Source organism: Acidipila sp. EB88 (assembly GCF_003858395.1).
Lineage (GTDB): Bacteria > Acidobacteriota > Terriglobia > Terriglobales > Acidobacteriaceae > EB88.
This window is the reverse complement of record NZ_QWEV01000005.1, coordinates 1,337,731-1,349,534: the sequence shown is the minus strand read 5'-3', so window position 1 is coordinate 1,349,534 and position 11,804 is coordinate 1,337,731. Positions and strand designations below refer to the sequence as shown.

The following is an 11,804-nucleotide window of genomic DNA, read 5'->3' as shown; positions in this document are numbered from 1 at the left end:
CCGCTTCCTGATCGGGTATGACGATCCGCGCCGCGCTTGCTGCTGCCGCTGCGCGTCTTGTGTCCGCGGCTCATGATGCGCACACAGCACGCTGGGACGCTGAGCTTCTGCTTCGCTTCGTCGCGCAGCGTGATCGCGCATGGCTGCTGGCGCATCACGACGACGTGCTTACCGTTGCGCAGCAGGCAGCTTACGAAGCGCTCATCGAACGTCGCCTGCGGCACGAGCCCGTCCAGTACATCATCGGCGAGCAGGAGTTCTACGGGCTCGGCCTGCATGTCACACCGGCAGTGCTGATTCCGCGACCTGAAACCGAGCACCTGGTCGAAGCCGTGCTCGCACGTGTTCCCAACGATCATCCTTTGCATATCGCCGACGTCGGCACGGGCTCGGGCGCCATCGCTATCGCGCTCGCGCATGCCTTGCCGCTGGCGCAACTCGATGCGCTCGATCTATCCGTGGCAGCCCTGGAGGTCGCGCAGCGCAATGCTCGCAGGCACGGGCTCGACGGGCGCATGCGCTTCCTGCATTCCGATCTGCTCGCCGCCGTGCAGGGTAAGAGCTTCGACTGCATCGTCTCAAACCCGCCCTATGTGCCGGCGACCGAGGTGCTCGAACCCCAGGTAGTGCAGTGGGAGCCGCACTCCGCCCTGTTTGCCGGGAGCGAAGGACTCGATATTTACCAGCGCCTGCTGCCGCAGGCACGCGCGCTGCTCAGGCGGGGCGGCCTGTTCGCGATCGAGATCGGCGCGGGGCAGCAGCCGGCGATCGAGGCCCTGTTCAGGCAGGATGCGGCCTGGACAACGCCGGAGTTCTTGCCCGACCTGCAAGGCATCGCGCGCGTCGCGATTGCCCGCGCTCGATAGATAGAACGAGGCGCACGAACAAGCGGCCATGCCGCACCGGTCTTTAAGGAAGACCGGTGCAACGTGGCCGCGGGCTGACTTACCCTGACTTACACCGGTACCGCTTCGCGATTCTCTACTTTGAACAGCAGCCGGTTGTTGAGCGGATCCGCATCGACCAGCACTCGATCCCCATGCAGCACCTCGCCATCAAGGATCTTGATCGCCAGCGGATCCTGGATCAGCTTCTGGATCGCGCGCTTCAACGGTCGCGCGCCATACGCGCGGTCGTAGCCAGTCATGAGCAACTGGTGCTGCGCGCCCTCGGTCAATGACAGCGTGATCTTGCGATCGGCGAGCAGGCGCTTCATATCTTCAAGCCGCAGGTTCACGATGTGCGTCAACTGCTCCTCGCCCAGCGGACGGAACATCACGATGTCGTCCACGCGGTTCAGAAACTCGGGGCGGAAGTGTGCCTTCAGCACTTCCATCACATCTTCGCGCGCAATGTCCCAGGCCGTCTCGTTTTCAAGCGCTTCGCCCTGCAGTACATGCGCCCCAAGGTTTGACGTCATGATCAGCACGGTGTTTTTGAAGTCCACGGTGCGACCCTTCGCGTCGGTAAGGCGCCCGTCATCCAGCACCTGCAGCAGCACGTTGAACACATCCGGGTGCGCCTTCTCGATCTCGTCGAACAGGATCACCGCGTACGGCCTGCGGCGCACCGCCTCGGTCAGCTGGCCACCCTCATCAAAGCCGACATAGCCCGGAGGCGCACCGATGAGACGCGCAACCGCGTGCTTTTCCATGTACTCCGACATGTCAATGCGCACCATGGACTGCTCATCGTCAAACAGGAACTCCGCCAGCGCACGCGCTGTTTCGGTCTTGCCCACACCCGTCGGTCCGAGGAAAAGAAAGCTGCCGATCGGCCGCTTCGGATCGCTGAGACCGGCACGCGAGCGGCGAATCGCATTCGCAACGGAAGAGAGGGCTTCATCCTGGCCGACCACACGCTCGCGCAGGCGCGACTCCATCGCGACCAGCTTCTTCACTTCGCCCTCGAGCATCTTCGAGATAGGAATGCCGGTCCACTTGCTCACGATGGCCGCGATATCTTCCTCGTCCACCTCTTCCTTGAGCATGCGCTGGCCGGTCGCCATCGCGTCCTGCACTGCGTTCAACTCGCGCAGCTCTGTTTCGAGGCGAGGTAAGTCGCCGTACTGGATCTGTGCGGCGCGCTCAAGCCTGCCGAGCCGTGTCTGTTCTTCCGCTTCAAAGCGCAGTGCTTCCACGCGCTGCTTCACCTCGCTCAGCCGCGTAATCGCTTCGCGCTCTTTCTGCCAGCGTGCGCGCAACCCGGTAGCCCGCTCACGCAGCTCGGCCAGTTCACTCTCGACAGCCTGTGTGCGCTCCTTCGAGTTGGCGTCGGTCTCGCGGCGCAGCGCTGCCTTCTCGATCTCGAGCGAGGTCATCGACCGCTCCAGCGCGTCGATCTCCTCAGGCACCGAGCCGATCTGGATCGCAAGCGATGCCGCTGCTTCGTCCACCAGGTCGATGGCCTTGTCGGGTAGAAAGCGGTCGGAGATATAGCGGTGCGAGAGCGTCGCCGCGGCCACAATCGCCGCATCCTTGATGCGGACCTTATGGTGCGACTCGTAGCGCTCGCGCAGTCCGCGCAGGATCGCGACCGTGTCCTCCACGTTGGGCTCACCCACGTACACCATCTGGAAACGCCGCTCAAGCGCGGCATCCTTCTCGATGTACTTGCGGTACTCGTTCAACGTGGTCGCGCCGATCGCACGCAGCTCGCCGCGCGCAAGGGCAGGCTTCAGCATGTTGGCCGCGTCGATCGCGCCTTCCGCTGCGCCCGCGCCGACCAGGGTATGCAGCTCGTCGATGAACAGGATGATCGCGCCGTGCGAGTCTTCAATTTCCTTGAGAATCGCCTTGAGGCGGTCTTCAAACTCGCCGCGATACTTGGCACCGGCCAGCATCGAACCCAGGTCGAGCGAAACGACCTTCTTGTTGCGCAGAATTTCCGGCACGTCGCCGGACACGATGCGGCGCGCGAGTCCCTCGACGATCGCCGTCTTGCCGACGCCGGGCTCGCCGATCAGCACGGGGTTGTTCTTGGTGCGGCGCGACAGCACCTGGATCACGCGGCGGATCTCCTCGTCGCGCCCGATTACGGGGTCAAGCTTGCCGCGACGCGCAAGCTCCGTCAGATCCTTCGCGTATTTCTCAAGCGACTGGTATTTCGCCTCGGGGTTCGGATCGGTGACGCGCTGCGAGCCGCGGATTGCCTGCAGGCTCTTGAGGATCGCGTCGTGCGTCGCACCGAACGAGGCCAGCAGCAGGCCCGCGCCATCCTTCTTTGCCTCGGCGAGCGCGAGCAGCAGGTGCTCAGTGGAGATGTACTCGTCCTTGAAGTTGTCAGCTTCCTTGCTGGCCTGGTCGAGCACGCGCTGCAAGGCCTGGCTCATGGCCGGCTGCTGCGCGCCGCCCGCTACCTTGGGCAGATTGGTGATGGATTCCTTGATCTTTGCGTCGAGCTGCGTGGTGGGCACGCCCAGCTTTTCCAGCACCGGCAGGATCACGCCTTCGCGGTCTGCCAGCAGCGTGGACAGAAGGTGCAGCGGCTGCAGTTCAGGGTTGCCGTTGTCGGCCGCGACAGCATTTGCGGCCTGTACGGCTTCCTGGGATTTCACGGTGAACTTGTCCCAGCGGATGGCCATGGATAAACCTCGGATCAGATCTCTTGCTTGCCCTGCGTCGGGCCGGAGTTCTCTGTGTGATCGTTCCAGAAAGAAAGATCAACCGGAGAACTCCGTGCCTAGTCGCCTGCCTGCGTACTGCAGGCTTGTGGCACCCGGTCACTCCTGTATAGACGCAGGCCTGTCTCAACTGGATGCAGGAAATGTGAGTCGGTTTCCATCAAGCTTTAAAGCGCTACTCCACTTCAAGCACTAAGCACTTCAAGTACTCGGTCTCCGGGATGGTCAGGATCACCGGGTGATCCAGCGCCGCTCCGGTTCTTTCCACCAGCCGAACTCTGCGACCCGCGTCCCCCGCGGCCGCCGCGACCACGTCCTGAAAATCCTGCAGCGACACGTGGTGCGAGCAGGAGCAGGTCACCAGTGTTCCGCCAGGGCGCAGCATCTGAAAAGCCCGCAGATTCAACTCTTTATAGCCGCGCATGGCATTATCGGCAGCCCGCTTGGTCTTGGCAAATGCAGGGGGGTCCAGCACGATGGTGTCGTACTCCGACCCGTTATCGCTCCAGTCCCGCAGCACGGCAAAGGCGTCGCCCTTGACCCAGTCCACCTCGATACCGCCCAGAGCTTCGCGGTTCAGCTCGAGATTGCGCTCGGCAACCTCGAGCGCGGCCTCCGAGGTATCGAGCCCGGTGACCGAGCGGCAGGTGGTTGCCAGATGGAGCGCAAACCCGCCCTGGTAGGTGCAGACATCGAGCGCCTCACCGTGGCCGTACTGGGCTGCCAGGCGGTAGTTCAGGCGCTGGTCGAGGAAAGCGCCGGTCTTCTGGCCGGCGTTGGAATCGTGGTGAAAGCGCAGGCCGTTCAGTCGGAACTCGTTGGCTGTTTCCGCGTCCTCGAGGGGGCCGGTGGCACTCCAGAGCGGTCCCAGCGCGGGCGCGGCCAGCGATTCCAGCTCGCGAATGCGCGGGTCTGGCCGCTCCAGCACGGTGCGGAGCCCGGCAATGCCGGTGGAAAGCTCTTCCACCACTGCCTCGCGTACGGCTGCAGTGTCCAGCCCGGCGGCCAGCAGCTGAAACACGGCGATGCCGGCGTATTTGTCGATGATGATGCCAGGCAGTTCGTCAGCCTCGGAGAACACGAGGCGGCAGGAGTCGGTGCCTTCGTCGAGCAGGGCTTCGCGGCGCTCAAAAGCAGCCTGCAGGCGCTGGCGCAGCAGGGGAATCCAGGCCGTGGGGTCCAGGTGTTCCCGGGAAACCAGGCGCAGCGAGATCTGCGAGGTCGGGCTCCACAGTGCCGTGCCAAGCATGCGGCCGCCCTGGTCGTGCACGGGCACGAGCCCGGGCGCGACGGCCTCTTCCTTGCCGCCGGGACCGCCCATGGCGAGAACATCGGACTGGTACACCCAGACATGACCCGCCAGCAAACGCTCCGCCGCACGGCGTGAGACTGTGGCTCCAAAGCGAGGGGTGATCGGGGGAGCGGGATGGCGTGGATAGCTTGAAGTGGGCATATCTCTATGGTACGGGCGTTTTAACGTCCATGTGCTGCACGCCGCATCGTTCTGCCGTGGAGACGGTTCCCTGGTCGTGCCTTTAATCGTGCCTCTGGTCGCGGCCTGCTGCGCGGTCTTCCCGGAATTTGGCTGATCCCACAAGGCCGAATACGCGGCGGCCAGAGGCCTCCTTTTGCAACGGCATCTGCTGGAAAGCTGCCATGTGGGGGCAAGGAGCGTGCCACGCCCCGTCCCGCTGCTGCCCACAGGCAGGCAGCGCTGCCGCGCACGCATCCACGCACAAGGCCGCAGCGGTAGACTCGCTTGCAATGAAGTGTGCACACCAAGACTGCCCGCACTCCGCCCGCAACGTTCTCCCGCTCCAGCACAGGCGGTCCGGCTACGCCGCTGTTCTATCCGGCCGCGCGCCCGGCAGCCACCCCGCTAGCCGCCACCCGGCCTCGGCCCGCATTGTGCTGGGCCTGGCACTGTCGCTTGCAGCGGTCGCCGGGCTGCAGTGGCCGACGCGCGGCATGGCGCAGGCGGTCGGCGCGCCGCAGGGCGTGGTGCCTCCCCGGGCCGCGCCTCCTAAGCCGACCGGGCTGTCGCAGCTCTCGGAGACGGAATCGGCCCAGCCGACGCGCGCCGCCGCCGCCGTTGCCGTGAAAACGGAAGAAGGCGACCTGGGCGGTTCGGATTTTCGCATTGATGTGCCCTCCGGCGAGAACGCCTCCGGAACCGGCGCGCGATGGAACCGGCAGCTGGTGCTCTACTACCACGGCTACCAGCCGGAGCCCGAGGTGTTTCGCCCCAACCCGGCGACGAATGCGCCGTACCCGCCGACGCGGCTGGTTACGCAGCTGCTGCAGCGTGGCTACGCGGTGGCGCAACCCGGCTACCGCAGCGGCGGATGGGCCATTGCCACCGCGCCCGGCGACGCCGATGCGCTGCGCCACTACTTCAGCAAGCGCAACGGCTCCCCGCAGCGCACCTTTATCGTGGGGCAGTCCATGGGCGGCCTGCTCACCGTGCTTTCCTTGGAGCAGAACCCGCATGACTACGCCGGGGGGCTGGCGATCTGCGGTGTGCTCGCCCCGGCCGATGCCATCATGCAGCGCGCCTTTGCCAATCGCGTCGCCTTCGATGCGTTCTTTCCTGGGATATTGCCGGACGTGGAACACATTCCCGCGGGCTTCCACATGAACGATCCGGCGACCGCATCCGTGGTGGAAAAGGCGCTCGACGCGCACGCGGCCGAGGCCGCGCTGCTGCGCTCACTTGCGGATATCCACACTAACCGCGGCCTGGCCGATGTGCTGGTCTTCAACACCTTCGTGATCCAGGATCTGCGGAACAAGGCAGGCGGCAACCCGTTCGACAACCGCAACCTGATCTATACCGGCACCACCGATGACAATGCTTTGAACGCGCGGGTACGGCGCTATGCCGCCGATGCCAGGGCGCTCCATTACGTAGCGGAGTACGGCTCCCCTTCGGGCAACCTGCGGCGGCCGCTGCTGGCACTGCACACGACGTATGATCCGCTGGTGCCGGCTTCGACCGCCGGCTACTACGACGAGCTGACCCGCCGGCTGGGGGTCGGGGACCGCTTTGTGCAGCAGTATGTGGACCGCGACGGGCACTGCAACGTCACGCCCGAGCAGGTGGGCGCTGCTTTTGACGAGCTGGTGTCGTGGAGCGACGGAGGCGCCCGGCCGGAGCCGGGTCGTCTGCCGGATGCCGCGGGGCAGAAGCCTGTGCACCAGGAGCCAAATGCCGTGCCGACCCAGCCGAAGACCGTGGGCAAGCCGCAGTAGCCCGCATGGATGAACCCAGGAACGGTGCGGGCCGTCCAGGGTGTTCCAGCTCCCTGGTTACCGGCTACGCAGCCGTGCGAGGTCGTCCGGGGTGTCGACATCCATGGCGGCTTCGGGGATCGGCACTGCCGTGACGGGCAGGCTGCGCAGCAGTGCGCGGGCACCCTGGTCGCCGGTGGCCGCCGCGAGCGCGGCAAAGTGGCGCCGGTCGAACACGGCCGGCACGCCCACCCGGCGAGGCTCTTCTCCGTACGACGCCGCCGCAATGCCATCGGGGCAATCGGCGTCCAGCAGCAACCGGAGATGCTCCACGCGCAGCAGTGGCTGGTCGCAAACCATCACGAGCACGCGCGCGGGACGCGGCTCCTGCAGGGACTGGAGGCTCTGCATGCCCAAACGCAGGCTGCTGCCCATACCCGCCGCATGTTCCGGGTTTTCCATGATCTGCACCGAGAGTGTGGCCAGAACTTCGCGGCAGGCTGCTGTGTGCGGCCCGGCCACGACGACTACGGGCGACGCGCCTGCCGCAAGTGCCAGCCGGGCGGCGCGGGCGACCAGGGGCTCTCCCTGGTAGGACACAAGCTGCTTGGGCTGGCCGAGGCGCGTGGAGGAACCGGCTGCCAGCAGGATCGCTGCGCACCCTGGGGCGTCAGGCGCGCTTGTTGGCTGCACGGTCGGCTTCGATGGGAAGTATTCCGACTGACGGGTCGGAGAGTAGTCCGGCCTGCGGCTCCGACATGAGGCTCGCCATCGCCGAGACTGCAGCGGGCGCTTGGCCCGGGTACCGGTGGGTGCCGCCACCCGGTGATGCGGGTTTCGGGTCGCGCGCACGCGTGACCGCGACGTGCCGTCCGGTCAGAGTTGCCTGCAGATCCGCAACGATGGAAAGCGCGATGGCAGCCGGGTCTCGCGCGCCCAGGTCAATGCCGATGGGGGAGTGAAGCCGCGCAAAGCACGCATCCACCGTCCAGCCCAGCGCTGGGGCCACGTCTTCAAGGAGCCGCAGGGTGCGATGGCGCGGCCCCAGAATGCCGAGGTACGCAAGCGGCTTCGGCAGCAGCGCGGTGAGCAGCGCGCGGTCCTGTTCAAACGAATGGGTGAGGATCACGGCAAGCTCACCCGGTTGCACCTCGGGCTCGACTGCGCTTGTTGCGACGGTGCTGCCCGAAACGCTGGCTGGAAGTCCGGTGCGGTCGCCGTCCGTTCCCGCCTCTGCGACCGGGAGTTCCGCGGTCGCCAAAGGCTCGTTCAATCCGCAGAGTACCGGCGAGTTGTTGCCGGCGGTGTTGTACTGCAGCAGCCGCAGCTCTGCAGCTTCCGGAAATCGCTCCTGCCGCAGCAGGTGCGAACGCCCGTCAGCCACCGCGACCCGCCAGCCCAGCGCCTCGGCAAAGCGGGCGATCGGCCGTGCATCATCGCCAGCGCCAAAGATGGACAGGCGAGGCGGCGGAGCGAGGTATTCGACGAAAAATGCCGGCGCGGTGTCCGGCGCAGGGTCGTTCGGTACAAGGTGCTGGTCAAGCGCGGAGCATTGGCGACGGTCGAGCGCATCGAGCGCGGCTGCGTGCAGGCGGGCTCTATCTGGAGGCGGATCCCCGTGCTGCAAGAGCTCTTCGCTGAAAGCCGCGCGCTCTTGCTCCGTCGCAATCAGCCGCGTTCCGGCGGGCGCTTGCAGGCGCGACACCACCGCCGCACCCACGCCCTGCTCGAAGCTCTGTGCCAGCGCCTGCAGCACCGTCGCCGGTTTCGGATCGAGCAGCACCCAGACGGTGCCTCCGCAGCCCAGTCCCCAGGCAATGCCTTCGCCGTCATCGTCGAACGAGCTCTGGTATCGCTCCACCACGGAGCCGTTGGCGGTGAGCCACCAGGCCTTGCGGCTTACCTCGGCCTCGAGGCAGCCGCCGCTGATTGTTCCGGCACGCTCCCCGCCTGCGCTCACCAGCATGCGTGCGCCCGGCTTCCGGTACGAGGAGCCTTCCACGTGAACCACTGTAGCCAGGCACACCCGCTCGCCGCGCGATTGCGCGCGTCGCCATAACGCCAGGATCTGTGCGATTTCACCCATCTCTCGAAGTAGATGCGCCGCGACCACGCAGTGCTTCGCCGAGTGAGCATCGGGTGAGTTCCCGTGAACTCACGGCTAGAGGCGCAGGCATCCGGCGGGGGTGTGCTCGATAATCTTGGAGGACATCGCCCTGCGCAGACAGGCCGACCTCAGGTTTGGCAAGGCATGACGGGTATAGAGGAGCAGCAATGGCTGAGATCTGGGACGCGATTGTGGTGGGGGCCGGGCCGGCCGGGTGCGCGGCGGCCTTTGACCTCGCCGCAGCCGGCCGCCGCGTACTGCTGGTAGACAAGGCCGTATTCCCGCGACCTAAAGCATGTGCCGGCGGCCTGACCATCAAGGCCGTGCGTGCCTTGCGCTACTCCATTGCGCCGGTAGTGCGCACCTGGCAGAACCGCATCGTGCTGGAAGAGCGGGCCGGCTCATCGGTCGATGTCGGCCGAACCCGACCTGTATGCGCGATGACGGTGCGTGAGGAACTGGACGCCTTTTGCCTGGAGCAGACGCGGGCCCGCGGGGTGGAGTTCCGGCAGGTATCTGCGCTCACCGCCGTGGCGGAGGAGGCCGACCGGGTGGTGCTGCACCTGGCCGGCGCGGAGCCGCTCACGGCCCGCTTTCTGATCGGAGCCGACGGCGTGCACAGCCGGGTGCGCGCGCTCACTACCGGCGCGCGCTGGTTCCGCACCGGTTTTGCGGTGGAGGCCAATGTGCCCCACGCCTATGCCAAGGAGCAGTTTCCGCTGCTGTTTGATTTCGCCGCGGCGCCCCGCGGGTACGGCTGGCTGTTTCCACGCGACAACCATGTCAATGTCGGCCTGTATATGGAGAGCGCTGCCGGCGATGCTGCCGCGCATGTGAATCGCTCGGCGCTCCTCCGCTATATCGAGCTGCGATGTGGCGAGGGGCGCACGATCACGCGGCCGGTCGGCCAGTTTCTGGGGCTTGGCGCCGCGCGGTATGAGCCCGCGCCTCGGACCCGCGTGCTGCTGGCAGGCGACGCTGCCGGCTTTGTGGACCCGCTCACCGGCGAGGGCATCTATGGTGCGATCCGCAGCGGCCAGGCAGTCGCCGCGGCGGTGCAACATGGCCTCGGCAGGGTGAAGACTGCAGGGCGGCGAGTCGAAGTATCGAAGCCTGATGGGCCATCCGCCGGAACAGCGTTTGTGGCCGCATCCCGCACGCTCCGGGCAGATCTTGCGGTGGCTGAGCATGCCGCCCATCGCTTCTTCGCGGAGCCCGCACGGGGATTTCGCCTGATGCGGTTACCACTGGTACCCAGGGCTGTGTTGCAGGCCTACGCGGAAGGCCTGAGCCTGGGCATGCTTCTGCGCGGCGTGCGTTTCGCCGCTGCCCTCGCGGGTCGCTCCGGCCCTGCCGGGTGAGCCGAAGCAGGCGGGTGTATTCCCGCGGTGCAGGGCGCGCTGTGGATGGGGTGGATGTGTTGAAGTTGCCACCTCAATTGCAACCTCTGGGCCTTGTTTCTAGCTGCTAGGATGAGGGAGGAAGTGAGCAGGGCGGGCAGACGCGGGCGTGCGTGTGTCGAGGTATCCCCCGCATGACTGTCCCCGGGTTCATCAAGAGTAGTCAAGCAAGTACCGACGCCGCGCCCGGCGCACTCCCGGAATGGGAAGAAAGGCGCACCTACATGTTGAAATGCAACCTACTGCCGCCGCTGCCAGCTCTCGACGCGCGCAGGCTGTTGCTGCAACGCGGCATGCGTTCCGCCGCTTTGCTTTGCATGTCTTTGCTCGTCGCGGCCGTTGGCTGGGGCGAGAACAAGCCCTCGCCGACACCCAACATGTTTGCGCCGACCTCCACTCCTGCCCAGCAGGAGTACGTAATGAGCCTGTTTGTGCTCGCGATTACCGGCGGCATTCTGCTGGTGGTGGGCGGCATCTGGGCGTACGTCGTCTGGAAGTTCCGCGAAAAGGAACCGACCGAGACAGAGCCGGCACAGATCTATGGCTCGCCCCAGGTGGAGCTGGCATGGACCATCATCCCGGTGATCCTCGTCGTGGTGCTGTTTCTAACCACGGCCCGGATGATCTTCGCGATCCAGGACAATCCCAAGCCCAAGAACGCGATTGATGTGACCGTGGTTGGTCACCAGTTCTGGTGGGAGTTCCGGTACCCGAAGTACGGCGTGGTGATCGCCAACGAACTGCACGTACCTATGAGCACCAAGGAACGTCCGCAGCCCACGTTTATGAAGCTGCAGTCGGCGGACGTCTGGCACTCCTTCTGGGTGCCGCAGCTTGCCGGCAAGGTGGACTCGATTCCCGATCACGTCAACGAGATGTGGATCGATCCGCATGTGCCCGGGCTGTATGTCGGTCAGTGCGGCCAGTTCTGCGGTGTCGAGCATGCCAAGATGCTTCTGCGCGTGTATGTTGATACGCCGGACGAGTTTCAGCGCTGGATCACGCGCCAGCAGCAGCCCGCGGTTGAGCAGCAGGGCGATGCACAGGGCAGCCAGTCGGTGCCGGTGAACGCCGGCGGTCTCCAACCCGCCAGCTTTGAGCAGGCGCAGCAGGCATCGCCGCAGGCCGTGCCCGCACAGGCGCCGGGCGAGGCCAGCATGAACCAGGTGGCGGTCGGCAAGCAGGTCTTCCAGACCAACGCCTGCATGAACTGTCACGCGGTGCAGGGCACTGTAGCCAATGGGCGCTTCGGCCCTGACCTGACCCACTTCGGCAGCCGCGAGACCCTTGGTTCGGGCATCGTTGCCAACAATGTTTCCAACCTCAAGGCATGGATTCGTAACCCCAGCGATCTCAAGGAAGGCGCGCTGATGCCGCCGATGCAGCTCACTGAGACCCAGCTGGAACAGGTTTCCCTGTACCTAACGAGCTTGAAGTAGCAGCA

Annotated in this window: 8 protein-coding genes; 4 read left to right on the top strand and 4 right to left on the bottom strand. The window is 65.7% G+C overall.

Annotated elements, in window-relative coordinates; all coding sequences use genetic code 11:
* Window positions 1-17 precede the first annotated feature (17 nt).
* Window positions 18-866 (top strand): peptide chain release factor N(5)-glutamine methyltransferase, encoded by an 849-nt coding sequence (prmC, locus tag D1Y84_RS06490; protein ID WP_124847789.1) that lies wholly within the window; start codon window positions 18-20, stop codon window positions 864-866.
* A gap of 89 nt (window positions 867-955) precedes the next feature.
* On the opposite strand, the gene clpB is transcribed toward prmC, so the two are convergent.
* Together clpB and D1Y84_RS06480 are read right to left on the bottom strand one after the other, a co-directional pair.
* The gene (gene clpB / locus D1Y84_RS06485) at window positions 956-3,583 is read right to left on the bottom strand and encodes an ATP-dependent chaperone ClpB (protein WP_124847788.1); all 2,628 of its coding nucleotides are present in this window, start codon (window positions 3,581-3,583) and stop codon (window positions 956-958) included.
* 214 nt (window positions 3,584-3,797) lie between these two features.
* Complete coding sequence (locus tag D1Y84_RS06480; protein ID WP_124847787.1) at window positions 3,798-5,075, bottom strand: class I SAM-dependent rRNA methyltransferase; 1,278 nt, start codon at window positions 5,073-5,075, stop codon at window positions 3,798-3,800.
* A 311-nt stretch (window positions 5,076-5,386) separates the two neighbouring features.
* Between D1Y84_RS06480 and D1Y84_RS06475 the strand changes: the two genes are divergently transcribed.
* Entirely contained in the window at window positions 5,387-6,874 is a 1,488-nt protein-coding gene (locus D1Y84_RS06475; protein WP_124847786.1) for a S9 family peptidase, read from the top strand.
* Window positions 6,875-6,931: 57 nt separating this feature from the next.
* Here D1Y84_RS06475 and D1Y84_RS06470 read toward each other — a convergent pair whose 3' ends face one another.
* On the bottom strand, window positions 6,932-7,546 hold the full coding sequence (locus tag D1Y84_RS06470; RefSeq protein WP_158615351.1) for an NTP transferase domain-containing protein: 615 nt from the start codon (window positions 7,544-7,546) through the stop codon (window positions 6,932-6,934).
* Window positions 7,524-8,939, bottom strand: a complete 1,416-nt coding sequence (locus tag D1Y84_RS17885; protein ID WP_158615350.1) for an XdhC family protein — start codon at window positions 8,937-8,939, stop codon at window positions 7,524-7,526. The genes D1Y84_RS06470 and D1Y84_RS17885 overlap by 23 nt, the downstream gene beginning before the upstream one ends.
* Window positions 8,940-9,127: 188 nt before the next feature.
* Here D1Y84_RS17885 and D1Y84_RS06460 point away from each other — a divergent pair, with 188 nt between their 5' ends.
* Both D1Y84_RS06460 and coxB read left to right on the top strand, forming a co-directional pair.
* Complete coding sequence (locus D1Y84_RS06460; RefSeq protein WP_124847784.1) at window positions 9,128-10,321, top strand: NAD(P)/FAD-dependent oxidoreductase; 1,194 nt, start codon at window positions 9,128-9,130, stop codon at window positions 10,319-10,321.
* A gap of 263 nt (window positions 10,322-10,584) precedes the next feature.
* Window positions 10,585-11,799 carry a cytochrome c oxidase subunit II gene (gene coxB / locus D1Y84_RS06455; protein ID WP_124847783.1) on the top strand — a complete coding sequence of 405 codons (1,215 nt, stop codon included), beginning with the start codon at window positions 10,585-10,587 and terminating at the stop codon, window positions 11,797-11,799.
* The last annotated feature ends 5 nt before the right edge of the window (window positions 11,800-11,804 follow it).

Coding starts and splice junctions, on each gene's coding strand:
- D1Y84_RS06460 (WP_124847784.1), top strand. CDS start 9,128: ATGGCTGAGATCTGGGACGCGATTGTGGTGGGGGCCGGGCCGGCCGGG.
- D1Y84_RS06480 (WP_124847787.1), bottom strand. CDS start 5,075: ATGCCCACTTCAAGCTATCCACGCCATCCCGCTCCCCCGATCACCCCT.
- clpB (WP_124847788.1), bottom strand. CDS start 3,583: ATGGCCATCCGCTGGGACAAGTTCACCGTGAAATCCCAGGAAGCCGTA.
- prmC (WP_124847789.1), top strand. CDS start 18: ATGACGATCCGCGCCGCGCTTGCTGCTGCCGCTGCGCGTCTTGTGTCC.
- D1Y84_RS17885 (WP_158615350.1), bottom strand. CDS start 8,939: ATGGGTGAAATCGCACAGATCCTGGCGTTATGGCGACGCGCGCAATCG.
- coxB (WP_124847783.1), top strand. CDS start 10,585: ATGTTGAAATGCAACCTACTGCCGCCGCTGCCAGCTCTCGACGCGCGC.
- D1Y84_RS06475 (WP_124847786.1), top strand. CDS start 5,387: ATGAAGTGTGCACACCAAGACTGCCCGCACTCCGCCCGCAACGTTCTC.